General features: G+C 60.5%; 25 protein-coding genes and 1 tRNA gene. 8 read left to right on the forward strand and 18 right to left on the reverse strand.

Features of this window, described 5'->3' with window-relative positions; genetic code table 11:
- Positions 1 to 129: 129 nt before the first annotated feature.
- A complete protein-coding gene (locus FA89_RS16120) occupies positions 130 to 711 on the reverse strand; it encodes a hypothetical protein (RefSeq protein ID WP_036142173.1) in 582 nt (193 codons plus the stop codon).
- A gap of 342 nt (positions 712 to 1,053) precedes the next feature.
- On the opposite strand from FA89_RS16120, the gene FA89_RS16125 reads away from it, so the two are divergent.
- Positions 1,054 to 1,127: transfer RNA gene (locus FA89_RS16125), tRNA-Met, on the forward strand.
- Positions 1,128 to 1,414: 287 nt separating this feature from the next.
- Here the strand turns inward: FA89_RS16125 and FA89_RS16130 are convergent.
- Positions 1,415 to 2,050 (reverse strand): hypothetical protein, encoded by a 636-nt coding sequence (locus FA89_RS16130; protein ID WP_185754423.1) that lies wholly within the window; start codon positions 2,048 to 2,050, stop codon positions 1,415 to 1,417.
- Positions 2,051 to 2,242: 192 nt separating this feature from the next.
- On the opposite strand from FA89_RS16130, the gene FA89_RS16135 reads away from it, so the two are divergent.
- On the forward strand, positions 2,243 to 2,893 hold the full coding sequence (locus FA89_RS16135) for a hypothetical protein (protein WP_036142179.1): 651 nt from the start codon (positions 2,243 to 2,245) through the stop codon (positions 2,891 to 2,893).
- Positions 2,894 to 3,496: 603 nt separating this feature from the next.
- Here the strand turns inward: FA89_RS16135 and FA89_RS16145 are convergent.
- Entirely contained in the window at positions 3,497 to 3,847 is a 351-nt protein-coding gene (locus tag FA89_RS16145; RefSeq protein WP_036142190.1) for a hypothetical protein, read from the reverse strand.
- A gap of 120 nt (positions 3,848 to 3,967) precedes the next feature.
- On the opposite strand from FA89_RS16145, the gene FA89_RS16150 reads away from it, so the two are divergent.
- Complete coding sequence (locus tag FA89_RS16150; protein WP_081916687.1) at positions 3,968 to 5,446, forward strand: site-specific integrase; 1,479 nt, start codon at positions 3,968 to 3,970, stop codon at positions 5,444 to 5,446.
- A gap of 183 nt (positions 5,447 to 5,629) precedes the next feature.
- Here the strand turns inward: FA89_RS16150 and FA89_RS16155 are convergent, their stop codons facing one another.
- The 9 genes from FA89_RS16155 to FA89_RS16185 all read right to left on the reverse strand — a co-directional run bounded on the left by FA89_RS16155 (position 5,630) and on the right by FA89_RS16185 (position 13,745).
- Positions 5,630 to 5,869: a hypothetical protein gene (locus FA89_RS16155; protein WP_036142197.1), complete on the reverse strand. Its 240-nt coding sequence runs from the start codon at positions 5,867 to 5,869 to the stop codon at positions 5,630 to 5,632.
- Positions 5,870 to 5,965: 96 nt separating this feature from the next.
- Positions 5,966 to 6,370: an ankyrin repeat domain-containing protein gene (locus tag FA89_RS16160; protein ID WP_240003918.1), complete on the reverse strand. Its 405-nt coding sequence runs from the start codon at positions 6,368 to 6,370 to the stop codon at positions 5,966 to 5,968.
- Between the two features lie 39 nt (positions 6,371 to 6,409).
- Positions 6,410 to 6,727, reverse strand: a complete 318-nt coding sequence (locus FA89_RS16165) for a hypothetical protein (protein ID WP_185754424.1) — start codon at positions 6,725 to 6,727, stop codon at positions 6,410 to 6,412.
- 118 nt (positions 6,728 to 6,845) lie between these two features.
- Positions 6,846 to 7,220, reverse strand: coding sequence for a DUF6869 domain-containing protein (locus FA89_RS19385; RefSeq protein WP_051938874.1), 375 nt, complete (start codon positions 7,218 to 7,220; stop codon positions 6,846 to 6,848).
- A gap of 72 nt (positions 7,221 to 7,292) precedes the next feature.
- Positions 7,293 to 7,832, reverse strand: coding sequence for a hypothetical protein (locus FA89_RS20340; protein ID WP_185754425.1), 540 nt, complete (start codon positions 7,830 to 7,832; stop codon positions 7,293 to 7,295).
- Complete coding sequence (locus FA89_RS20345) at positions 7,829 to 8,158, reverse strand: hypothetical protein (protein ID WP_185754426.1); 330 nt, start codon at positions 8,156 to 8,158, stop codon at positions 7,829 to 7,831. Before FA89_RS20345 ends, FA89_RS20340 begins: the two co-directional genes overlap by 4 nt.
- Positions 8,159 to 8,310: 152 nt before the next feature.
- The gene (locus FA89_RS16175) at positions 8,311 to 12,741 is read right to left on the reverse strand and encodes an RHS repeat-associated core domain-containing protein (RefSeq protein WP_081916689.1); all 4,431 of its coding nucleotides are present in this window, start codon (positions 12,739 to 12,741) and stop codon (positions 8,311 to 8,313) included.
- Positions 12,742 to 12,933: 192 nt separating this feature from the next.
- Complete coding sequence (locus FA89_RS16180; protein ID WP_185754427.1) at positions 12,934 to 13,278, reverse strand: hypothetical protein; 345 nt, start codon at positions 13,276 to 13,278, stop codon at positions 12,934 to 12,936.
- Entirely contained in the window at positions 13,275 to 13,745 is a 471-nt protein-coding gene (locus FA89_RS16185) for a hypothetical protein (RefSeq protein WP_036142203.1), read from the reverse strand. Before FA89_RS16185 ends, FA89_RS16180 begins: the two co-directional genes overlap by 4 nt.
- 38 nt (positions 13,746 to 13,783) lie before the next feature.
- Between FA89_RS16185 and FA89_RS16190 the strand changes: the two genes are divergently transcribed.
- The 4 genes from FA89_RS16190 to FA89_RS20350 all read left to right on the forward strand — a co-directional run bounded on the left by FA89_RS16190 (position 13,784) and on the right by FA89_RS20350 (position 17,524).
- Complete coding sequence (locus FA89_RS16190; protein WP_081916691.1) at positions 13,784 to 14,860, forward strand: DUF4189 domain-containing protein; 1,077 nt, start codon at positions 13,784 to 13,786, stop codon at positions 14,858 to 14,860.
- A gap of 41 nt (positions 14,861 to 14,901) precedes the next feature.
- Positions 14,902 to 16,203, forward strand: a complete 1,302-nt coding sequence (locus tag FA89_RS19390) for a peptidoglycan-binding domain-containing protein (protein WP_051938876.1) — start codon at positions 14,902 to 14,904, stop codon at positions 16,201 to 16,203.
- 703 nt (positions 16,204 to 16,906) lie between these two features.
- On the forward strand, positions 16,907 to 17,305 hold the full coding sequence (locus tag FA89_RS16200) for a hypothetical protein (RefSeq protein WP_036142209.1): 399 nt from the start codon (positions 16,907 to 16,909) through the stop codon (positions 17,303 to 17,305).
- Between the two features lie 54 nt (positions 17,306 to 17,359).
- Positions 17,360 to 17,524, forward strand: coding sequence for a hypothetical protein (locus tag FA89_RS20350; protein WP_185754428.1), 165 nt, complete (start codon positions 17,360 to 17,362; stop codon positions 17,522 to 17,524).
- Positions 17,525 to 17,570: 46 nt separating this feature from the next.
- Here FA89_RS20350 and FA89_RS16205 read toward each other — a convergent pair whose 3' ends face one another.
- Positions 17,571 to 18,479 carry a LysR family transcriptional regulator gene (locus tag FA89_RS16205; RefSeq protein WP_036142212.1) on the reverse strand — a complete coding sequence of 303 codons (909 nt, stop codon included), beginning with the start codon at positions 18,477 to 18,479 and terminating at the stop codon, positions 17,571 to 17,573.
- Between the two features lie 158 nt (positions 18,480 to 18,637).
- Here FA89_RS16205 and FA89_RS16210 point away from each other — a divergent pair, with 158 nt between their 5' ends.
- Entirely contained in the window at positions 18,638 to 19,504 is an 867-nt protein-coding gene (locus FA89_RS16210; protein ID WP_036142216.1) for an NmrA family NAD(P)-binding protein, read from the forward strand.
- A gap of 205 nt (positions 19,505 to 19,709) precedes the next feature.
- On the opposite strand, the gene FA89_RS16215 is transcribed toward FA89_RS16210, so the two are convergent.
- Genes FA89_RS16215 through FA89_RS16235 form a run of 5 tightly spaced genes read right to left on the reverse strand, consistent with a single transcriptional unit; the run spans position 19,710 to position 23,441 of the window.
- A complete protein-coding gene (locus tag FA89_RS16215; RefSeq protein WP_036142219.1) occupies positions 19,710 to 19,985 on the reverse strand; it encodes a hypothetical protein in 276 nt (91 codons plus the stop codon).
- A gap of 36 nt (positions 19,986 to 20,021) precedes the next feature.
- Positions 20,022 to 20,657, reverse strand: a complete 636-nt coding sequence (locus tag FA89_RS16220) for a PqiC family protein (protein WP_051938877.1) — start codon at positions 20,655 to 20,657, stop codon at positions 20,022 to 20,024.
- Complete coding sequence (locus tag FA89_RS16225) at positions 20,654 to 22,321, reverse strand: PqiB family protein (RefSeq protein WP_036142222.1); 1,668 nt, start codon at positions 22,319 to 22,321, stop codon at positions 20,654 to 20,656. The genes FA89_RS16220 and FA89_RS16225 overlap by 4 nt, the downstream gene beginning before the upstream one ends.
- Positions 22,318 to 22,938, reverse strand: coding sequence for a paraquat-inducible protein A (locus FA89_RS16230; RefSeq protein WP_036142225.1), 621 nt, complete (start codon positions 22,936 to 22,938; stop codon positions 22,318 to 22,320). The genes FA89_RS16225 and FA89_RS16230 overlap by 4 nt, the downstream gene beginning before the upstream one ends.
- A complete protein-coding gene (locus FA89_RS16235) occupies positions 22,938 to 23,441 on the reverse strand; it encodes a paraquat-inducible protein A (protein WP_221174328.1) in 504 nt (167 codons plus the stop codon). Before FA89_RS16235 ends, FA89_RS16230 begins: the two co-directional genes overlap by 1 nt.

Raw genomic sequence — 23,441 nt, forward strand, 5'->3', positions numbered from 1 at the left:
TGCACCTTCGACAACCCCGACGCGTCGCCTCCGACGGTGTGATTCCAGGTAGGCGGGAGCTCGTCGCCTTACTACTGCAATGTCCGCCCTCGGCCACCCATCAGCAGACCTCGCGCAAAAGGTGTCCGCCTACAGACGCCTCATCCCCCGCGATGCAACTCCGGCCTTCGGTACTGCGCTATCAAGGGCGTCACGGGCCATGAAACGAAGCAGTTCCCTGAGCTGTGCGCGCATGGGCGTACTGAGCGGAAACGCTGCGGCGAGCTCTGGCAACCGGACAAGCCACTCTTCGGGAAGAAACGAGACCTGCTTGGCGCGGCGGATGCGGAGGGCGGCCACCCTGTCGAACGGGCCGCCCCTGGTATTCCTGACGTCTTGCTGGGCCCACACCTCGATTTGATTGCGGGTCAGGTCGTCCCCATCGTTCCAGCTGGTGCGTGCGGCATCCATCTGCAGGGCGCGGACCAGGAGGCGTGAGGTGATGGCCATCAGGCGATGGGTTACATGCGTCGTTGTCGGATACATTCCCGCCATGTAGAGCTCGTCACTCCCGGCGGTTGTCAGCGTGACCTGCCCCGGCGCCTGCGTCACGGTCAGGCCGAGGACGGCGAGCGTGTCTTTGACGTCCGACCAGCGCGGCGCGGGATGGGGTGGGAGCTCACTGCGACGGAAGGTGCCCCGGGGGAGGATGAGGTGGCGCGTGATGGGCATTCTCGTTCCTTGATGGGTTGGGGTCCTTTCAACCTGCCAAGGAACCAGACTTCGTCAAGGGGGTGGGCATGGGGATCCCCGAGGTGGAAACCGACTGAGACAGGAGCGATCCGGACGTCCATACGCCGCCTGGTGGGCGCGCGATTGGACCAGATTTCGGGTTCGAATCACTCAGCCAAAATCGGGATGGACACGCGGCTGCGAGCGTTCGGCGGAGCGAAGGGGGAAATCGTCTGGGACTGAAATAACCCACTGACCCGTATCAGTTTTTTCAGAACCCCGGTGGAAGCTCATATCTTTCCTTCCAAGCTTTACTTAGAGGAGTTGTGTGGTGTCGATTGACGCGGGGTGGAGCAGACTGGTAGCTCGCCGGGCTCATAACCCGGAGGTCGCGGGTTCGAGTCCCGCCCCCGCATCTTGTCCCGACCGGTGCTGCGACAACTTGCCACCCCGTTTTCCTGTTCCTGCCCCTCTGGCCCGCGTTACACGTAACGCGGGTTGTCTCATTTCGGCCGTCCCGAGGATTTTCCGATGACCCATGCGCACCGCAACGACGCGGACAAATCGTCCGGCCGAAAACCCGGCCGCAGCTGGCACGCCTTCTGGTTTGCCCCACGCCCGTCAGGATTCCCGGGGCGGTGGATGTGGGTGATCTATGCAGTCTTGGTGCTTTTCTGCATTGCCGAACTTCACCGGATCGGGTTCAGCTGATGAAAAGCACGACGGCAGTAAGCACCAGGTTGATTAGCGTGGCGGCATTCATGAAGCGCCCCCAACCCCGACCGTCCACATGCCGGCACTCACCAACGAGCGCCGTGGAGACAAGCAGCGCCACTGCCTGCGAAAAGATGACCCAGTCGACCACATGCTGCTTCAGGACCTGGCCAAGGCAAAGAACCGCCGCTGCCCCAACCACCTGTGCGCCGATCGCCCCCATGATGAAGAACCTGTCTCGCCGATCTGGTAGGGCAAGGGCAGCATCGAAAACCAGTGCCTGGCAGGTTCCAAGGTTAACGGGCGCACAGAGGTGTTTTTTGACCGTTTCAAGATCCCGTTCCAAGGCGCGGCGAGCCATCCGAGTTGTCAGCCACCACATCCAGCCACTGCGTTCAACCAAGCGGCCAATGGTCGCAGGACGGATGTTCGCTGGAACCTTCACCAGAACGTCCTGCCCTTCCCGGGCGACCCAGAGGATTTCGCGCCTACGCCAGTGGCTCTTTCCCACAAGCAACTGCCGAACGACACCTTGGATATCTACCGGCAGCCGGGTGATGGCTGCATGGTCTTTCGCGTGTCCCCACCGTTCAGGCTCACTCCCACCCAGCAATCCCTTTGGCACGTCGACCTCCGCGATGAAAAAGGACCTTGTTCTCAAGCGACTTCACACGTTGCCCGCCCGTGCGCTTTGCCGCTGCAGTCGGCTCCCAGCATCGCACAGACCGGGCGGCGCTGCGTCAGCGCGAGCCAGTGGCGGACCGGCGTACGAAGAATGCGCGCAACCAACCTTTCCAAACCCGAAAAGGAGCTCCCCATGAAGGACCACACCCCACCCCGCACCCTGTGCGTCACCATCGATGACGACGGCATCCATATTGACGCCACGTACGCCGAAGACCTCCCCATCGCCCTGGAGGCCGCACAGCGCATGACAGTCATGCCTCCGGCCACACCATCCCGTGACGCGTCCCGGGTTGCAGGAAAAAACCACGATGCCCGCTCGCCGGCGTCCACGTCGATGCGGCTTCTGTCGTCACCGGACGGGCTCGACGACGGCTTTGGTCCCTTTTCCCCCGAGACAGCGGCAGATAGCCGCGCGCATCGACAGCATTCCCTGCTTGACGATGATTGGCTGTATGAACATGGCCGGGGGCTTGAGATTGAGGACATCAAGGCACGGGCCGCTGCGCTTGCGTCTGGCAGTCTAGAAGCCGGCAGCCTGGAAGGCGGTGCAGATGATGAACTAGACGAGTCTTGGCTCGACCCGGCAGACCCGCAGACGGCCGCCCTGCTTCGACATGAAGCCCATATCCGTTCCCTCATCGGGCCGGACGACGACGAGGAGTGGGAGGAGGAGATGGACGGACCCGGGAATGACGACGATGAAGAAACGGACAGCTCGCCCTCTATCCACACGGCGTCATTCGGCGTTGCAATGGCATTGCCGTCGACGAGGCTGCATTGAGATGTTCCCGGGCAATATCATCAACGTACCGGAGGACATCTCGGAGTCGGAGATCTACGCGCTTATGACTGCTTTCGGATTTCCGCTTCGCAAATGGGATGAGCAACGTGACCCATGGTTCGGAGATCGGACAGGATGGCACGTGGTTGACCTCGGATATCGACCCGACGGGAACAAGGATGAGTACCACATCGATGACCTTTGCGAGTGGTGGCGCCAATGGATAGGCGGGGCCTACTTCGTTCTTTGCCGCCACACGCGACTAAAGTTGCTCCGTGACACATGGTCTTCGGATGGCCCTGAACGCGCTGCCATCGACGCCTGGATCCATGGCCGCGAGTCACAGCCGTTTGCGCTTTTTTCTTTACGGCGCCCATGGCTCAGTCTCGGCGCGACGATGGAATCGGATGCAGCGGAGACCTGGGTTGCCACGCTTACGTCTCTGAGGCCCCACTCACTCTGTTCGCTCTCGATGGACGAGGAGGAAGCAGACCTCTGCCAGCAGATGCAAGTTTATGTGGCCGAGCACGAGCGCGATGCGCTATCGCGTACTATCACGCGCCCGCACACCGTCAGCCTCTTGCACCCCGCGCGGATCTGACCTCAGTCGAAAACGATCGTCAGGACGTATGCTGTCGATGTCCCCATTGCATGAGCCGGACGGGATACCGCTCGCCACTCCCAATGCCAGCTTTGTCCCATGGCGGCCTTCACCTGGTTTGCCTTCTCGGCCAATGCGTTTAGCATTTCATCAATGCACGCAATGACTTCAGCATCCACACCGGCTGCATTCCGGAGCTTCAACAGTTGCTCCCGATCCCCGGGCGTCGCCTGGGCTAACAGCGCCCGGATTACCGCAATGCTCGGTATCCGCCCCACAACGCCGCTGCGCAAAGGTCTTACCTGGCTGCGCAGCAAGATGCATTCGTTCAGTGCCTCAAAGGAGATGGCCATCTGTAGTTTCCCGGTTCGATACGTCCACGTTATCCGCATTTAGGACCGCCGTCTGTCAGGGAATTCCTACACCCCCTTGACAGCCTCCGATTCCTGGGTAGAACAAAAAGAGGACGCCGGATGCGTCTCCCCCTCCCCGGACAAGGACTGCCATTGGACGTTTTTCCCCCTGCTCCACCCGCATCACACTTTTCCATCAGCCGCACCCTTGAAGGCTGGCACATCTCGGTCGGCTCCAAACATGCATTTACCGACGCGCTTGAGGCCGCCCGCCAGATGCTCGACTTGCCCATGCCGGAGCGCCAGGCCGCCATGCCTTTGGCCGGCTTGGCGGCTTCCACCGCACCGGTGGCCGGAACGCTGTCCTCCCCCGACCACCGGGACGCGCCCGGCGTGATGCTCTCGGAAGTCATGCGCGAATTTTTTCTCGACTACATGCCGACCACCAGCTGGATGAAAGAAAAAGGCAAAATGGAATGCCGCGCGTCGCTCGAGCTCTTCTTGCTCGTGACCGGTGACCGGCCGCTGTCGACCCTGGTGCGTGATCACTTCAAGCGCTTCGTCAAGATCCTCCAGCTCTGGCCTGTGCACGCGAGCAAGAAGCCGGACTTCAAAGACATCGTCGACCCAGCGGTGATGCTGAAGAAAGCCGACGAGCTCAGCGCCCCACGCCTCTCGCCGGTGACTGTGGGCAACCGCGTCCACTACGTGCAGTTTTTCACCCGCTGGCTGCAAGACGCGAACAAGATTCACTTTGACCCGTGGAAGGGCGTTCTATTGCCCTCCCCTGTCCAGCAATTGAAGCGCCGTCCACCCACGCCCCAGGAACTTGCCATCATCTTCGACGCCGAAAACCGCAAGTCCCTCACCGCACCGCACGACTGGTGGTCCCCCATCCTTGCGCTTTACACGGGCGCGCGGCTGCGGGAAGTCGCACAGTTATATCTGGACGACATCGACGTCATCAACGATGTGCCATGCATCCATATCAACGCCCGGTTTGCGCACCAGCAACTCAAAACGGACTCATCGCGCCGGGTCGTGCCACTCCACCCCGAGCTCGAGCGACTGGGCTTTCTCGACTACGTCAAGGAACTTCGCGCCAACGGGGAGGCGAAGCTCTTCCCGGGGCTGCCCTGGCTGGGTGGGGATAAGGTCAAGGACCCGGGCCGACGGGTGGGCCGGTATTTTTCAGAAACCTACCTGCCCGCATGCGGCATCACCGACCCGGCGGTGACGTTCCACTCGTTCCGGCACAACTTTGCCACCCAGGCAAACCGGGCGAATCTGGATGATGATCGCATTGCACGGATCACCGGCCACAAGCTCGAGCGGCAAAACGCGCTCTCAATAAACTACATCCAGGCCAAGAGCTTGCCGGAGCGGATGGCGGACCTGATATCCATCGAATTGCCCACCCTGAACCTCGCACCGTACCAGGAAGGACAGTTCTCGGGATGGTTTGCTGCCGCACGGCGCAAGAGGCCGGCACGAAAGAGCAACCTGCCGGAACCGAGGGCCTCGGTGCTGAAGCCCTCGCCCATCCAGCGGGACGCGGTCGACCAGACCGGTCCCGAGGTCGGTAGCACGCCGCCGTGAGTCGCATGAGCGGTATTCGTGCGAAACGCGCAGGTCCGGTTCTTCACTGAAAGTCGTGCCTAGGTCTTTGACCTGACGAGCCATTGGATTTGTCCTGCTGCTGGACGTGCAAGGAGGATGCTTTTCGCACACTGAATTTTTGGCGTCGAGACGCATCGCACACCCAGCCCGCGCGTTCTCGCATCATTTATTTCCTTCACGGTGGACCAGCACCAAATCGTGCTCGGGCTCCGTGTAATGGATGAGACCGTAACTTTCGAATTCAATCATCACGCCTGCTCCCAGATACCCCCACTGCTCGGCTGAATGTTCTGGAGCATCCCCGTAATTGCCCCCGTCGATGTCGCTGACGACCCGGCCCGGCTTTCCACCCAAGGAAACAATGTCGCCGAGCTGGCTGACTTGACCATCGCAATATTTCATCGGGATCACTCCGCTTAGGCAGGTCGTTCTGGCGTTACTCGCTGAGTGGCTCTTGCATCGGCTTTCCTAACCGGCCGCCCGTAAAGAGGCGTTTGCCTAAAGAGACCTCAGGAATGCCTCGATGTCATGTTCTTTCAGCATCACGGCAAGCTCAACCGGCGTAGTACCGTCGTCCGTCTTGCCGTAGGGATCCGCACCTTCCTCGATAAGCCGCCTGACCACGTCAAGGTGGCCTTGCTCAACCGCATCATGGAGCGGCATGTAGCCATGTTCGCCCCTGTTGTTGACATCGACGCCTACAGACAGGAGCGTGTCGACTTCTGCCATGATTCCACGTGTGGCAGCGATGTTGATGGGCTTGTTCCCAAAAAGACTCGTCGTCCCGACATCATTGAGCGTCATCTCGGAATACTCAGGCAATTCGGAGTACTCAGCCAAAAGCGCAGCAACGTCATTTTTCAAAGCCGTATCTACCATTTTCTCCTGAATCCCGGCGGGCATCTGGCAACAGATTCGCGACGAAAGATTACATAGACCCGGTTAGAGCTCATCGACGTCTTCAATGACCGGTGCATCACCGAAAATCGAAATGGTGCCACCGGCCAGGTGAAAGAATGTCTGACCGCGCTTCTTCGACGGTGACCAGTCGGCAATGTTGCCAAACGACGCATGGACCGCCTGGCGCGCAAAATCGACTGTACTGAAAAAGGAGGTCACGTTTCTAATTACCACGCGACCGGGCGTGCGCAGCCGGCTGTCTTCGCGGCGATGATAGGAAAGCATGATGGTCACCGTGGTGCTCTCGGCAGACGCCATCTCAAGAGAATGAAGCACAGCGTCGTGGAGGTTATTTTTCATGGCATTGCTTGTACCAAAGGATTCGCATTGAGCCCGACACCCGCATCAGCTTGAGCACATCTCATCACCAAAGTCTCCGTCGGGATCGATGCTGCCAGCACCACCAAGAAGGCACGGGTCACATTCGCAAAGCCGCAACCTCGATACGCGTCCAGATATCGTCCGGAATCGTGTTTTTCCAGACCATGCCGAGCATGAGTCTGAATCGGTCGTCGGTCTTCGCCAGAGCCTCACACCTGTCAATAAAGTCCCTACCTGAATTTGCAAGAAGGTCTTCGAGCGGTCCGGCCGCCAGATTCGACAAAATCTCGTCCGAGTCGTTCAGGCGCCTTATCTCGTTGATGATATTCCAGTACCGCTCCACATCATCATGGCGAAGGTCATCGAGCGCGGTGTACGCCCAGAAGCTTGCATCTTGCGCCTCCGAGCCCTCGGCCTCGAGATGCATGGCAATCCAGCCCTTTGCGATAACCCCGTCTTGCCGCTCATTCATGGTATTCCGAATAATTGCAATCCGCCCAGCGGGTGGGTACCACCGCCTTGACGCACTCCTGCGCGGTTGCTCTTACCCATGTTTCGGAACAGACCTGAACTGGGCGGCATCAAATCCGCCCTGTTCTGCTAGATCAACGTCAAAGTCAGCACGAATTGTTGCCATCGCTCTAAGAGCATCCCTGGAAAGGTAGTATCCATGGCGAGAATCATCCGCGTGATATCGCTCGATCAAACAAACTGAAATATCGCCCGCGAACGGCTCCAAAAAGTCACTTGGAATGAGCGCCAGAAGAGCTATCAGGTCGGTTGAGATTTCTTCAAAAGAAGATAAGAAATACTCTGATCGCCAGTATTTCTTAGACAGGTTGTTAATTGGCGCGCCACGCCCCACGCGTGTTTTAACCTCCCCACCAAGCAACGAAGAACATTGCTTGGCGAAAGCGTCAAGTTCACAACTATCGCTATCAATACGAAGATAGATCAAGAAAATACTTTTCATCATCGCCACGTCGCGTATGTCGGAGGGTCCTTGACTACCGAACAGCTGAGATTGCATCCCGGCAACAAATGCATCAAGCCTGGCACCGCGCGGGTTGGAATCGACATTCACTCACAGAAATTCTTGATAGATGCCATGTCCTGACGACCTTCTGGAACGGTTTGGACTGCCAAAAGGAAACCTTGACGCCAGTGAGCGCCACCATCGACAGGAGTGCCGTCCGCACGAATCATAAAAAACTTGCCAAGGCCATCCTTCTTATACAGTTCACTGAGCCAGAATTCGCCATGGGATGTTTCTCCCGATTGAAGCGGCTTCGCCGCCCATCCGCTAATCGCTGACTTCTTGCAGAGTGAAAACCCCTGCGCACGCAGGGCATGTCGAATGCTTTCAACGTACCGATAGGATTCGGGCTCCGAGATGAGGTGGAAGCTCACGCCATCGCTCAGATCGGATTGATGTATGTAAGAGACGCTGCTGGCTCCAGCTGGAACCATGGCCTCCAACTGGTTGTGCTGTCTGGAACAAGCTGTAGTGCCCATAGCAGCTAGAACAACCAGTAGGACTATTCTCTGTCTAGTTAACATTTCTAGTCCTTGGCAGGTGGCGGTGAGCAGAGACAGTTACTCGGGGATGGCGTCAACGAATGACCTTTTTCATGGTCGTAGTCCAAAGAGGGGTCGCCTCCCATCCCCACAGGATAACCGCGTGTCCTCGTAAGAGTCGGGTCGTTAAGGTCGCCGGACCACATATAGGGTCCCGACGTATTGACCCATAGCCACAAGCAATGACAAACATTGTTACTAATCAACGTGCCTAGGTCGCCAAGAATGTCGAGATTCAGCATGTCCGAGCCAACTTGAACCCAGTGCCCGCCACACTCAGCGAGCCCGAGCGGGTCTATGCCGCGTAGCGCATTGCTTTGGACGTAGGCATAGGTGCTTGCCTGCCGGGACAGAAGCCCAATCGGATCGCTTTGGATATACCTTCCCGTTGCGGCCTCATAATCCCGCTTTACGTTGTACGCCAAACGTGACTCCTGGTCGAAATACTGGCCTGGATAGCGCAGGTTGTTTACATATCCACTCGTTGATACCGGCTCCTTTTCGCCAAACGGGTTGCCTGCATACGCCCATTGCCAGAGCAGGACACCGCTGTTGTTGGTGATGACGCGGGGAGACCCGAGTCCATCGGCGTAGAGGAAGTTGACGGTCGCTGTCGTGCCATTGCGGTCAACAATGCCGACCGGTAAGTCATCCACCCAGACGTAGTCACGCGTGGTTGTCCCGGTGCTTTCACCCAGCAGGTGACTGCCTTCGTCGTAGTCAAATCGCGCGGTCAGCCCGCCAGCTACCTTTTGGACCCGCTGCCCGAAGGTATTCAGTACATAGCTGCCGACCGTCGCGCCGCCGTTTTGAACCACGGTCAACCGGTTGCGCTGGTTGTAGCCAAAGCCATAGGTTCCGGAGGCCAGCACATTCGCGGTGGTGTTGCCTCGTGCATCGACTTGGCGGGTGGTCGTACCGACGCCAGTCAGCTGGTGCGTACCCGCCTTGTACGTGTAGGTGCCGGTGAGCATGCCGGGTGCGACCTTCGATAACCGGTCGCCCGTCTTATTATATGTGTAGGCCTCCACCGCCGTGCCGTCCCCCGCATTGACGCCGGTCAGACGATAAAGCGCGTCGTAGCTGTAGGTCTCCGCCGGAGTCGCCACACCTGCCGTGTCGCCAAGGGCAATGATGTTACCCATGGTGTCGCGCTTCAGATGCAGGGAAAACACGGTGCTTGCGATGTCGGTGAGCTGACCCGTGGCGTCAAAGGTGCGGGTGACCGTCTGGCTGTTGCCGAGCTTGTAGCTCGCCACCGGGCCGAATGGCTGGTAGGCGACGTTGCTGGCAACCGTCGTCTTGGTGCCGCCAGACGGGGTGGCCGTGACCGAGGTGATACGACCCGCCCCGTCGCGGGCATAGGCAACCACAGTGCCGTTGGCGGTCGTCACGGACTTCAACCGGTTGCCGGGCGTCCAGGTGTAGATGGTGGTCCGTGTATCCGTTCCAACGGTCTGCTGCTTTTTCACCACATTGCCGCGTCGGTCGTAGCAGTACACCAACCCACCATTGCCTTCGATGATGCGGGTCAGGCGGCCCTTGCCGACGGCGCCTGTGCATCCGGTGACCGAATCGGCCTCGTCGAACTTGTAGGCGACGTTGAGCGTGGTGTCGGCATAGGTGCGGGCGGTCAGCCGCCCAAGCGCGTCGAAGTTCGAGGCCGTCGACACATTGGCCGCGTCGACCGAGCTGACCAGGTTGCCGCTGATGTCGAACGTATGCGCAGTCGTCCCCGTATCCGGGCTGTGCATTGCCTTGGCGTTGCCCAGGGCATCGATGTCATAGGTGGTGTTGAGTCCATCCGGGTCACTGAACCCGGTCAACCGGTCGACGGCATCAAAACTGGTCACCGACTGGCTGTTGGCGGTTGCAGTGTTGGTGCCCTGATAGTCCCGCAGGGTACTGACGAGACGGTTCAGCCCGTCGTAGACCTGTTTTTGCTGGACCGACAGGCCATCCTGGCTGTGGACCAGGTTGCCATTGGCGTCATAGCTGTCGCTAAAGCCTGCGTTGAACACCGTCCGGTTCAGACCATCGGTCAAGGCGGTCAGCTGGCCGAGGGTGTTGAACGTGCGGCCAAGGGAGCGAACCACGGTGCCAGCCGGGTCAAAGACCTGCTCGGCCGTGCGGTTGCCGGCATTGTCCAGGGTGTAGTGAACGCGTGCGCCAACGCCATCCGTGATGTCGGTCAGGCGATGGGCCGCGTCATAGGTGTAGGTGGTCACCACGCCATCCGCATCCGTGACCGAATGAACCGTGCCGGTCGGGTCGTAGGCGATGGTGGTGGTCGCATCAAGGGTCGAAGCCGCACCGGAGGCAGGGGCACGAATGGTCTTCGTCGCAAGCCAGCCACGGGCCGTGTAGGTAAAGTCCGTCAGGACCCCATTCGGGTCCTTCATGCGCGTCACCCGCCCCGCCTTGTCATACGACACGTAGGTGGTGACAAGGCCTGTCCCGACCGTGGTCGACTTGAGGTCACCGAGGTGATGGCAGACACCACCCACAGTGGCGCAGCCCGACTCGTCCGTCGTCAGGTACCAGGCGTAGGAAACGGTGTCGGTGACGTCCGTGCGCGGGCCGTCGGTTTTCAGCAGCAGGCCGACCAAGGGACAGGTCGTGGTGTTGACGGCCGTGCAGTAGGTCATCACCGTCCGGCGGACGCCCGCAGGGGCCGTCCCGGTCGGGGCACAGGTGTAAGACGGCGCGGCGGCCGGGTCAATCAGGCACTGGGCGGTCGTCTGGCCGGCTGCGTTGTACGCCCAGCCTTCCTTGCTGACCACCTTGCCGGTGTTGTCCTTGACTGTGCGCACCAGGGGAAGGCGGAGGGTCGAGTCCCAGGTGGTGTCCGTGGTCCGTTGGTCCGACGAACCGTTGGCATCAACCTTCGACAACAACAAGCCGTTCGCATCGTAGGTGGTGGACGTTGTGTTGCCGTTGCCATCGACTTTGGAGGCAATGCGACCGTTGGCGTCGTATGTGTAGGTCGTGGTCTGGGTCGTGCAGCCATCGCAAGTCCGCGTGACCGTCATCGGCTTGCTGACGCCGAACATGTAAGAAACAGTGGTCGTCTCGGTCGCACCAAGACCATCGGTGACGACGTAACGGGTGGCACCCTGACCGTTACTGGAATCGGTGGAAATCGTCGTACGATTGGTTCCTAGAGCCCCAACATTGCTTGTGACCAGATAGTAATAATAGTTATAGGTTGTCGTATCTACGCGGGCACCGGATTCATCAAGCTGTCCGGTCAGGTCATTGGCTCTTGCGTAATTCGTTTGCCCGTCGCTCTCGCCATAGATGTACTGACGGGTCGTATTGTCAGGGTATGTGAGTGTAACCAGGTTGTTGTTGGCGTCATAAACGAACGTGTAGTTTCTACTTGCCGTGTCCTGCATCCCCGCCATGCGGTTGTTTGCGTCCCACGTGAATGCGACGCTCCTCCCCTGGGGGTCCGTGATGGAACTCAGATGCCCTTGCGAATCATAGGCAAGAGTTTGCGTCATTCCATCCTGACGAATGATGGCTGTGAGCGTACCGCTCGAATCATAGGTTTCGCGCGTCTTGCCGCTCCGCGTGTAGGTCCATCCCGTGATGTTTCCCGAAGCGTCGCGGCTCGAATCGAGCGTATCGGCAACGTCCGGGTCGCCGGTCCACGTCGACCCATTCTGGTCAAACCCATAGACCTTTCCGTCAGGACGAAGCACATAGGCGGAAGTTAGGGTCGAATTGCTTTCGACCACCACCCGCATCTGGTAGTTGTGCACCCGCCGTGCGCCAATGGACAGCTGGTTAGGGCCGAGAATAGGCGCGCTCTGACCACTGTTGTAGGTAATTTCCAACCGGACGGGAAACGTTCCCTGCCCGGAAAGCAGGGTCAGTGTTTCGAACTTGTTCCCAGTCGCGGGGTTGACCGGGTCACCAACTGCGCAAACCGGGCATTGGGGCGTACCCCGGCTTTTATCGGGGTCCGGCGCTACATCCGGGCAGCGACCGCCCCACGCGTCAGCGTTGTACGGTCCCCAGGATGAACCAGGACACATCGCCCAACGGCGGGCATTTGACATGTAGTTGTTATAGCCGGCGAACCATCCCCCATCGCAATCGTAAACACCTTCCCTGGCCAGATAGACGTCACCGTTTTGCAAACCATCGACGTGCTGAACATCTACGGACTGCAGTACCCAAGGTCTTCGACCCGATTGACAGGTAATGGTCTTTGCATCCCACTCCACCGCGAATGCATCATAGGGCGTCTGGTACCGAACCTCGTTCAACCCGCCGCTGTACCAGTTCGGGACGTTGTAGAAAATGATGGGCGCGTGCCCAGCTTCCGCGCTGCCCCAAAGGCACAGCAGGAGAAAGCCGACGCAAAGTCGGCCTAGACGTGCCCGCAGGCGGGTGGAGTGGTCCATGGTGTTCCCCTGAGGGGCCGTACCGCCCCGACGGGCGCGAGCGTAAATGAGGGTGGCTGGCCTGTCTGTAGGGGAAACCCTACGCGGCGGCACCAAACCCTGCGCTGTCCCGCAAGGCTGGCCCAAGTCGGACAAGAGCACCGAGTACCGCCCCTCATCTAAACCGTGCACAGGCCGCTTGGCTGACCACCCTCACCCACTGGCGCGGTGGAGCGCGGCCAGCACGGACGGATGATGGCCAGACAGCCAGCGGACGAGGGCTGTATCGTCCAGCAAGCTCCTCGCGATGCCGGCAAGCACCACTCCCTCCAGGACCGCCAGACCTTCGGCACGGCCATTGGCAGGCAGCCTTGCCGAGCGGCCAAGTGCCACCCGGTCAATGCCGTGGCGGGCGAGCATGGGCACGGCACGGCTGTCCGCCAGCAAGACCCCAAAGGCATGGGTCATGGCGGCAAAGCGGGCCTCGGCATCGCGGGCCGCGTCCGTCAGCGCGTCGCCTTCGAGCTTTCGGACCCACTCGCGCTCGGAGCGGGTCACCCACACAGCTGGGACGTCTTGCGGGAAAGCCGTGCGAGATCCCGGAGAATGGCAAGCGACGGGTAGCGGCAGCCTTCAATCACCGGCCCGTTGCGGGAATAGATACAACTCGGCCACGTTGGAAACAAAACATGGGGCAGGACGAAGTAGTCGCGGGGGCCCGTGTCCCCGTAAACAATCCGGCCAAACACCACGATGTCGGTGTTTTCGGGTTTCCGGTGATTGAACCACTGCTGGCTTTTCCCCTCCGGTCGCGAGCCATGGATGACCATGAACGACACGGTCCAGGTCTGGTCGACCGTCAGGCGCCACCCGTCCCGCTCGACCCGTGAGCCTCCCTTTTCGAGTTCGGCCACAGCAAAGGCGGTCAAACTTTCCCGCCAGTGGGTCAGCCACTGCCGGATAAACGCGTATCTGGGATTGCGGGCCGGGGTGAACCCGACCAGAGGATTCGCGGCCGTGGGCATCTGACAAGCCATCGAGCGACTGTCTATTGCCATTGACGATGCGCAAGAGTTTGGCTGACGTTGATTCGGCCTCGGTGTTAATCAGGGCATCTTCGTTGCGCCAAGCAAACTCGCAACTTTTTGCGAATCGAACGGCTTTCTGGCAGTGGCCCAATGAGCGCACCCTGGCTCTCCCTTTCCGCAGTTCCATCGCGCTTTTGCTGGGTTTATCCTCCCCTCTTTCCCACCTGGAGTTGGCAATGGCAAGGATTTTCCGATTGGCAGCGGTGGCACTGATGGTCACGACTGCACCGGCGTTCGCCACTTCACCGTCGAAAGCCCCGCCGTCGGCCCCGGCCGAGGTCACTGCCGCAGCACCGAAAGGCACCACCTTGCTGTCCTTCGCCGCGAGTGGTGACCAGCCCAACGCCGACGCAGTGGCCGTCTTCGAGACCGCACCGGACAAAGACGATGTCCGACACCGGACACTGGTGATGTTCGGCAAGAAAGGCGACAAGTTCTTCCCGGACTTTTCCAGTGACAAAATTATCGCCTGCTCAAAATGCAGCCAGTTCCACGATGACCCGTTCTACCCCGCGCACGTCAAGGTGTCCCCTGGGCACGTCCTCATCGAGCAGTTCGATGCTGGTGAGAAGTCATCCCAGACCCTGCTGGACCTTGTCCGCAAAAGCGACGGTTGGCACGTGGCGAGCGCAACACGGGAGACCTTCGTGGCCGGCGAGGGAGAGGGCCGGAACGAGAAGTTGGTGCTGCCCCCTTCAGGCCTGGCCAAGGACCTGGACGCAAAGTGGAGTGTGCCGGTGTTTCTCAACGCCATCCTTATCAACCACAGCAAGGGAAACAAGTTCTCCTTCGAGCATGGAAACGCCTCGACTGACGCCATGTGGAAGAGCGAGTCCGGTGACTGCAATCCCAAAGACTGCACCGTCCTGGTTCAAGCACAGGACGGCTGCATTGCCCTGGTGCGGGATGCATCCTCGCGCCCGTTCGGTGCAGCTACGCCCGACCCGAAAGACGAGGACGCTGCAACGGCCAAGGCGATGAGCGCTTGCAATGCCGCTGGCGGAAAGGCGTGCGAGAAGGTACGGACAGATTGTTCGACCGGTATTCGTTGAACAACCCTTGATGGCCGACCGGCCTATGAAACGGAGAGAATATGGACGTTATTTCGGACAAGAAAGTAAACCGCCTGGTCGTCAGCCATGGCGCCACCCGGATTTACGAGCTCGAAGACAAGACCTGGTTATCAGCCGAGCAAGGAACGGTGTCCTGGCGCAACAACAACCCCGGAAACCTGAAGCTCGAATTTGCTGGCAGTGAGGAAAACTCCCACGCCCACCGGACCAAGGACGAAGCGCTCGAAACAGCCAAACATGCCTACAAGGGTGTCGTGGACCTCGACCAACACGGGAACGTCGTCTTCGAGAACTACGAGGCCGGTCGTGCGGCGCAGATGGCGCATATCCTGAAAGCCCACCCCGGACACACCGTTGAGGAAATGATTCGGGGCTACTCGACACCGGATTACAGCGGCCCGGTCCACTACGACGCACAGGCAAAGGACATCCACAAGGTCGCCGCCTCTGAAGGCCAGGACCTGCATGGCAAGAAGATTAAGGACATGACCGAGAAGGAGCTCGGGGCACTTGTCGATGGCATCTCCCATTTCGAAGGCTGGAAAGCCGGCTCCGTCACACCAACGCCCGTGATGACAGACGAACAGGTGGCCGCACTCAAGGCCTCGCATCCATCGGCCCACCACGAATCACCAACACACGCGCCTGGTCATGCCGCAGCATCCCATGCCCTCAGACAGGGCGGGCACGGCGCTGCCGTTGGCGCGCTCCAGACCGACCTTGCAGCCCTTGGCTTTAACGCAAACGACGGCAGCACGATTCACCCGGACAAGCACTTCGGTGCAAAGACCAAGGAAGCCGTCGAGGCCTTCCAGACGGCGCACCATCTAACCCCGGATGGCGTGGTCGGTTCGACGACCATGGCGGCCATTGCGGAGGCCAAGGCGCACGCCCAGGCAGCACCTCCCGTCCCGAGCCTTCTCGATGCCCGTCATCCCGCCAAGGGGATGTATGAGCAGGCGCATGCCTGCGTCGCCGGCATTGACGAGAGCCAGGGTCGCGCGCCTGGTCCGCACACGCAGAACTTCGCCGGCACCCTCACAACCTCAGCCCTGGCGTCGGGCATGCAGCGCATCGACCACGTCGTCCTGAGTGACGATGCAAGCAGGGCATGGGCTGTCCAGGGACAACTCAACTCCCCGTTCAAGCAGCTGGCCGAGGTCAATGTAATGCAGGCCATCCAGACCCCGCTTTCGCAGAGTAGTCAGGAAGCGGCAATGCATGTGCAAAACAATGCGCAGCAACAGCTGCAGGCCCAGCAACAGCAGCAAAGCCAGCAGCAGGACCAGGCGCAGCAGGCAGGACCGACGATGGTCAGGTGACAGGTCTGGCGGGGCCGGTGTTGCTGGCTCCGCCCTCCTTGGCAGCCCTCGGCGATTTCAATGGCGATGCCGCTGCACGCTCCCACACTGACCACGTCCGGCGGTCCTCGCGTCACTTGCGACAGCGCTGGGCGTCGCCGTCAGGCGACGCTGGTTTCGTCCTTCGTCTTGGCATCTTCCCTACCGGGCTCGGGCGGAGAGAAGTGATACCAGGCCTCGTGGGGGGACGATCGCTTGCAGGACAAACACTTCGTCTTCGACCAGAAATGGCCACATCCCGGACAGCACCCGGCCGTCCAGAACGTGTTCCAGACGGTGAGGCATCCCGAACCTGGCTCACCCGGCGCGCACGCCCAGCGACTTTCGGCCTTTGGCTCCCACTCACAAAGCGGGCAATGGATGTGGGCTTCCTGGTTCATCCCTTACTCTCCATCTATCAAGCGAGGACCATGTCAGTGATGGGGCGCATTTGAGACTTTGCGAGCATGGCTCGATCTGATGCCTAAACAGCCCGGATAACGTCGTCATATTGACGACCATCGTTTTGCCTTGCATCGACGTTCATCACCAGCAGATTGATAGTTGACCACAGAGGCTCATCGAGCGAGGAGCCGGAACCCGTTCGGGTCCCGGCTTCGCCATTGCGGATCCGAAACTGCAGGCATGGAATGGCCAATGGCACGACGGCGACAACCAACTGCAGTTGATCGCCAATGGCGACGGCAGCGTGACCTTCAACGGCAACGCCTACTGGCCCAGCGCCAATCCTGACCCGCAGCAGACTCCCGGCGGCCCGCACCTCGGGGCTGTCACCGCTTCCATTGCCTCGCTCGTCGCAGGCGTCGCGTTGCTCGACCTCGTGGTACAGGCCGTCCATGTCTCGAGCCAAACCACGCTCCTGGCGCGCCACCCGGACATCGGCAGTCGGCTGATCGGCGGCTACATAGTGTTTTACTCCCCCGGGAACGGGCTTGGCGCGATTGGCGCCACAGCCTGTTTCGCCCGAGGCGGTTGGTTTGCCGTGACGCTGCTGGGCGGACGCTTCGCCTCGGCCGCGCTGGCGTTCTGGCGCGTTGCGCTCTCGGCTTGCCGACGGCCGTGATTCGCCGCCTGGCTAACGTCGCTCGCAGCGGCGGCCATTACCGAAGCGTCCGCCATGTTCGGCGATCACCTGAGCCTCGAAACGTTAACCGAACGCCTGGCGACGGATGGGCAGCGGCTTCACCTTCTCAACCTGGGCTGCACGTCGGTTAATGGATTCCTGCGCAGCCGCCTGACCGAAGAAACAGCGACTGAATTATCGTTATTTTTTCGACATTGATCGCTGTGCTTAGCATAAGCTGGCAGCATGAGGCGGAGGGCGGACCTCACTGTGCCGTTTGAGCGATCTCGAGGCAAAAGTCGACAAACTTCTCCACCTTCAGTGGAGTGAATCGTCGCGATGGGCGAATGATGTAAAGCGGAAATGTCTCGCCTGGCCAATCAGGGAAAAGGTCAACGAGAAGGCCGCTTCGTAACTCATCACCAACGCTCAATGCCAGGACCTGTGCGATGCCACTGCCGGCGACGCACGCGCCTACCAGGGTGCCGGCGTCAGACAAGGTGAGATTACCGGCGGTACTCACTGAAATCGTCTCTCCGGCCCGTTGAAACTCCCACTCGAACGGTCGGCCGTTCTGCGGATCCAGAAACTGGAGGCAATTGTGACCTGCCAAGTCCGATGGGTGACTCGGCCGCCCATGAGCCGCGAGATAGCGCGGTGAGGCTACGGTCAACACCCGCGTCTCGAGCAGCCGCCGAGAGATCATGCTCGATGAAGGTTGGTCACCAAACCGTACAGCGACATCAAGCCCATCCGCATTGAGGTCTCCCGCATCCGAGTGCTGGCTGATATGCAGTTCGAGAGCGGGAAAGCGCTGAGCGAACTCTGGAAGCTTTGCGGTCAAAATTTGGCGTGAGAAGGCGACGGCCACACTCGCGCGCAGCAATCCAGCAACCTCTGCAGCGTCGCGAGACGCCGCAGTTGCCGCCTCTTCGATGGCGGCGAGGTGTGGCGCAGCCAATTCATACAGGCGGCTACCCTCTGCGGTTAAGCGCAATGCACGGGTCGACCGAGCAATGAGGCGTACCGCCATCCGGGTTTCAAGCCGCGAAATGGCCCGACTGACGCCCGAAGGGGAAAGCCCCAGAAGTGCGGCCGCCCGGGTAAAGCTGCCCTGCTCGACCACGGTAGCAAGAACGGTTACCCCCGAAAGCAGGCGTGCGTCGATGGACATGGGGGTCCTTTTGTGAAAAAACGCAAAGCAAGATTGACTGAATTGCATCTAATCACAAATAGCCTGTGGCGCCTACAGTTGAACGCTCGGCTCGCCCTGAAGCGGCATCCCATTGGCACCGGTGTCCCGATGTCATCAACCTCGTAGGAAAGCTCCCCATGTTTGCAATTACAGCAATTACCGGTCGCGTTGGCGGCGAATTGGCCAATACCTTGCTTGGCGAAGGGCACAAGGTCCGCGCCATCGTGCGAAGCGAGGACCGGGGTGCCCCGTGGGCGACAAAAGGGTGCGAAATTGCCGTAGCCAGCCTCGAAGACGCAGAGGGTCTTACGAAGGCGCTGACCGGCGTCGAGGGCGCGTTCATCCTATTTCCGCCGCTTTATGACACTGATCTTTCTTTCTCGGCGCTGCAACCGCGCATCGATGCGGTTCGTCGGGCGCTTGCCCAAGCGCAGCCGCGGAAGGTGGTGGTTCTCTCAACAATTGGCGCCGACGCGGAACAGCCGAACCTGTTGAACGCACTGGGGAAGGTAGAAACCGCCCTCGCTGAGGTTGCCCTGCCGATCACGTACTTGCGTGCAGCGTGGTTCATCGAAAACGCCGAGTGGGATGTGGCGGCAGCCCGGGATGAGGGAGTCCTGCATTCGTATCTGCAGCCCTTGGACCGTGCCATCCCCATGATTTCCACAGCAGACGTTGGCCGCACCGCAGCCGAGCTTCTCTTGGAAGATTGGAATGGACAGCGGGTAGTTGAACTTGAAGCGTCGTCCCGCGTGACACCCGTTCAGATGGCTAAGGCATTGAGCCACGCACTCGGACGAAGCGTAACTGCCGTTGCCGTGCCGCGCGATCAGTGGGAATCCATCTTCCGTGAGCAAGGGATGCATAACCCCCTGCCCCGAATGCAAATGATTGACGGCTTCAACGAGGGCTGGATCGACTTCAAAGATCAAGGTACATACGCTCGAAAAGGCGCGGTTAGCCTGGATGAAGCCGTTACCAAACTCGTCATCCAAAAAGGTTGAATGAGCTTGCCCGGATTTGATGGACTTCCCCGTGATCGCTCGGACGTCGGAGCAGTCTGCCGGGCAAGTCGGACGCAACCCCGCGTGACTTAGCAGACATTTTGGGGTGCGATTTAATCGCACCCCCGCCCGGGGGCTGCGTCAACGACGACGCAAGGACCTCTTCGCGATGTCCTGCCCGCTCGGGCGACGTGGACCGGCGCCGTCAAAAAGCAGAACAGCGCGGACTCGAATCCATTCGATTCGTGGGACTCCGCGCTGGTCGAAATGACACGATCTTGGTTTCGGCGAACTGATCGATCAGCGCGTGGCGCAAGAACGCGATCACCCGATCGCCCTGCCCGGCAAAAAGCAATTCGCATGCCGTCATTCCTCCAGCGGTGATCAGGGGCGTGCTCATGAACCATTGCCACGCAGCAGTCGGATCGGGCTCGATGAGGCTGGCCAGCGCAAGGATACGGCGACTGACCGCGGTCATCATGCCTCCTCCTGATGGTTAGAAGGATCGCCGAGCCGATTACTCATGTGTCCTTCCTCCAGCGTTGCACGGCACGGCACTCACGTTGCCGTAACGCTCAAGGTCGGCGATGCGATCCGCTATACGGTTGGCCATCTGCGCAACGACCTGCTGCCCGGCGTGAACCAGGCCGGGATAGGTATCGGTTGCGGCGGTCTCGAATTGCCCGCTGCACATGACCGAATCGCTGTGGCCGTCCCGAACGTACGTCAGCGCCCAGTCCGCCTGCAGCAGAACGCGTGATCCCAGCCAGGCCTCAAACCGCCGCAACTGAATGCTCACCCTGACGCCGGGCTTGCCGTCGGCGGCCGCCAACCCGTGCAGGTCGGGCGCCCCGAGCCGGTTGGATATCTGCGCCGACACCGCGCTTCGCACTTCCTCGCCAAGGGGGCTCGCCCACTGCTCGCTGTCCAGCACATCCACCCGCGTTGCACTCTGGCGAACGACCATCGCTTGCTGGTCCATATCCGAAGGCACGCCCACCGGGCCGACGTTCACCCAGAGGTTGCTTGCCATGGGCGAGTGCGCCGGGGGAGCGCTTCCGAGCAAGGTGTAGTAACGGACCGGTGCGGAAGCGCACGCGCCGAGCATCAGCCCCAGTGCGCCGACGCAGGTCAGTCGTCCGATCCGAATCATGGCACCGTCCTCGAGATCTGCGATGGATGAGTGTCGTCGGTCGGAGCGGCGACCGACGGCGCGGACGACTTCGGCAGCCCCCTCAATAGGGATTCCGGATGGCGCTTGAGCATGTCGAGGAACTCACGGATGGAGCGTGCTGCCCGCTGGACCTGCTCCAGGGTCTGACCGATGTTCTGCTGCAACGGCGCTTGCGGATCCACCAGCCCCTGGGCGGCGCCCAGGGCCGAACGAACCTGCTTCAGGCTTTGAGTCGCTTCAGGCAGCACCTGACCATGGAGCTGGCGAAGCACCTCATCAAGATCCTTCAAGCTCGCATCAACGTGTTGACCGATGGACTCCAAGGGTAGTTTGTCCAGCTTACCCACGATGGACGCGATCTGCTCCTGGATTTGGTCCAAGTCGCCGTTCACGGTGGGCAGTACGAGCGGCCGGGCGTCGACATCAAAGTTCGCCGGCGGTGACCGGGGCAGGAAGTCGAGCGAGATGTACAACTGGCCGGTCAGCAGATTGCCCGAGCGGGCTTGGGCGCGAAGGCCATGGGCCACCATGCCGGCCAGAAACTGCGCCGTGCGCCGCTCGGTATCTCCGGCGGACTTTGGAAGCTTCTCCAACACACTTCCCAATCGACTCGGGTAGACGTTGATGCCGACCGCGGTGACGAATTTCTGCTTGCCTGGCGCGTAGTCCAACCGGACCGAAGCCACTTCACCGATCGACTGGCCGAAGAACTCCACCGGCGCCCCCACCACCAGCCCCCGCAACGAATGCGCAAAGACCAACTGGAAGAACTGGGCGGGTCCATCGGTCGACGCCATGGCCTCCTTTTCATCCTTTGCCAGGTCGTAGACCGCCCCCGACACCGCCCGAACCTCGGCGCCACCGTGCACCAACGTCGCGAAGGCGATGCCACCGGCCATCACGGTGGCGAGCGACTGCGTATTGAGCTTGAGGCCGTCCGCGCCCAATGACACGTCCACCCCGCTCGCGTTCCAGAACCTCGTCGCCGACGTGACGAATCGATCGTATGGCGCATTGATGAAGACCTGCAGGTCAACCTGCCGGCCGTCCTCAGCGAGCCGGTACGACGCAACCTGACCGACTTGGATCCGGCGAAAGTAGACGGGAGAACCGATGTCGATCGACCCAAGGTCCCTGGCCCGAAGAACGAAGCTGCGTCCTTGCGAGCCGTGCGTCACGGTAGGCGGCGTCTCCAGCCCGAGGAAGCGCTTACCCGAGGCATTAGCATTGCCCTTGTCCACAGCGATGTACGCCCCCGACAACAGCGTGTCGATGCCAGAGACCCCGCCGAGGCCAATGCGCGGCCGAACCACCCAGAATCGGGAATCCACCCGGTCAAGGCTAGCCGCGCTCTGATCCAATTGCACGGTCGCCACGACGCGAGAGCCATCCGGGCTCAAGTCAATAGCAGACACCATGCCCACCGTCACGTCCTTATACTTGACGGGCGTTTTTCCAGCCTCCAGGCCGGCCGCGGTCATGAAATCTATCGTGATCACCGGACCGGACGAAAGCCACGCGTGCATCAACATCGACAGGCCGATGACGGCGGCAACGGTCGGCACCAGCCAAATCAGCGACGGCCGGCGACGTCGAGTGGAAACGACAGGCGTTCCAGGCTCACTAGGAAAGGACGGGTTCATGAATCTTCCCCGCTCCAGTTGAGACGCGGGTCGAATTGCATCGCGGACAGCATCGTCAAAATCACCACAGCACCAAAGAAGAGAATCCCCACGCGAGGCTCGACATCGCCCAACGCCCGGAACTTGACCAAAGCGGCGACCACCGCCACCACGAGCACGTCGAGCATCGACCAGTAGCCAACCACTTCGACCAACCGGTACAGGACAGCGCGCTCCCGACGCTTCCACGGCGTCTTGCGTTGCGCACTGACGAGAAGCAGACCCAAGGTCACGAACTTCGTACACGGCACGACCACGCTGGCGATGAAAATGACCAAGGCAATACCGTATGAGCCGCTGCGCCAGAATTCAGCGACGCCCTGAAGGATGGTGCTTTCGCTACCGTTGCCGAGCAGTTGCGTGTACATCACCGGCATGACGTTGGCCGGTATGTAGCAGATCAGTGCGGCCAGCAGGAGCGCCCAAGAGGCTCCGATGCGGTCCGCTCGCACGCCATGCAGAGGTGCTCTGCATCTCCCACACCGTAGATCGCCGATGCCTGGGCGATCATTCACGCATGTCATGCCACAGATATGGCAACGCGTCAGCCCCATATGACTGGCTTGCGGAGGAAGCATCACGAAGGCACCGATTCTTCGCACTGCCTCGGGTCAAGCGTTTCCCACAACGCGCGCAGGTCACGCCCGGCGATGAGCGGTAGAAGCACCATTAGCCCTCCGATCGCCCACATGCCCTCGCCCGGACTCACGTGCGCCAAGCTCCAGAGCTTGATGATGGACACCAGGATACCCACGACGCAGACTTCGATCATGCTCCACGGGCGCAGCAGGGCTAGCAAACGCATGATGCCTGCGCCCGCGGGCGCAGACCTGCCTGCCGTGGCATATGCGGACATCCATGCAAGCAACGCGATCTGCAGCCCGGGCACAATGATCACGCAAAGCGCTACAGGGACCGCGATAGGAGCGGCCTCACCCGACGCCATCGCTATCACGGCCTGCCACAAAGTGGCCCCGTTGACCATGCCCTGGAGGCTGATCTCGACCAGGGGATAGACATTAGCGATCACAAAGACGATGCCGGACGCAATCGAGAGCGCCAGGATCGTTTCGGGGCGCAC

Source organism: Luteibacter sp. 9135, from assembly GCF_000745005.1.
Lineage (GTDB): Bacteria > Pseudomonadota > Gammaproteobacteria > Xanthomonadales > Rhodanobacteraceae > Luteibacter.

Coding starts and splice junctions, on each gene's coding strand:
- FA89_RS16225 (WP_036142222.1), bottom strand. CDS start 22,321: ATGAACCCGTCCTTTCCTAGTGAGCCTGGAACGCCTGTCGTTTCCACT.
- FA89_RS16230 (WP_036142225.1), bottom strand. CDS start 22,938: ATGCTTCCTCCGCAAGCCAGTCATATGGGGCTGACGCGTTGCCATATC.
- FA89_RS19390 (WP_051938876.1), top strand. CDS start 14,902: ATGGACGTTATTTCGGACAAGAAAGTAAACCGCCTGGTCGTCAGCCAT.
- FA89_RS16120 (WP_036142173.1), bottom strand. CDS start 711: ATGCCCATCACGCGCCACCTCATCCTCCCCCGGGGCACCTTCCGTCGC.
- FA89_RS16190 (WP_081916691.1), top strand. CDS start 13,784: ATGCGCAAGAGTTTGGCTGACGTTGATTCGGCCTCGGTGTTAATCAGG.
- FA89_RS16135 (WP_036142179.1), top strand. CDS start 2,243: ATGAAGGACCACACCCCACCCCGCACCCTGTGCGTCACCATCGATGAC.
- FA89_RS16220 (WP_051938877.1), bottom strand. CDS start 20,657: ATGATTCGGATCGGACGACTGACCTGCGTCGGCGCACTGGGGCTGATG.
- FA89_RS16150 (WP_081916687.1), top strand. CDS start 3,968: ATGCGTCTCCCCCTCCCCGGACAAGGACTGCCATTGGACGTTTTTCCC.
- FA89_RS16145 (WP_036142190.1), bottom strand. CDS start 3,847: ATGGCCATCTCCTTTGAGGCACTGAACGAATGCATCTTGCTGCGCAGC.
- FA89_RS20350 (WP_185754428.1), top strand. CDS start 17,360: ATGTTCGGCGATCACCTGAGCCTCGAAACGTTAACCGAACGCCTGGCG.
- FA89_RS16165 (WP_185754424.1), bottom strand. CDS start 6,727: ATGAAAAATAACCTCCACGACGCTGTGCTTCATTCTCTTGAGATGGCG.
- FA89_RS16210 (WP_036142216.1), top strand. CDS start 18,638: ATGTTTGCAATTACAGCAATTACCGGTCGCGTTGGCGGCGAATTGGCC.
- FA89_RS16160 (WP_240003918.1), bottom strand. CDS start 6,370: ATGCCCGCCGGGATTCAGGAGAAAATGGTAGATACGGCTTTGAAAAAT.
- FA89_RS16155 (WP_036142197.1), bottom strand. CDS start 5,869: ATGAAATATTGCGATGGTCAAGTCAGCCAGCTCGGCGACATTGTTTCC.
- FA89_RS16205 (WP_036142212.1), bottom strand. CDS start 18,479: ATGTCCATCGACGCACGCCTGCTTTCGGGGGTAACCGTTCTTGCTACC.
- FA89_RS16175 (WP_081916689.1), bottom strand. CDS start 12,741: ATGGACCACTCCACCCGCCTGCGGGCACGTCTAGGCCGACTTTGCGTC.
- FA89_RS19385 (WP_051938874.1), bottom strand. CDS start 7,220: ATGAATGAGCGGCAAGACGGGGTTATCGCAAAGGGCTGGATTGCCATG.
- FA89_RS16215 (WP_036142219.1), bottom strand. CDS start 19,985: ATGATGACCGCGGTCAGTCGCCGTATCCTTGCGCTGGCCAGCCTCATC.
- FA89_RS16185 (WP_036142203.1), bottom strand. CDS start 13,745: ATGCCCACGGCCGCGAATCCTCTGGTCGGGTTCACCCCGGCCCGCAAT.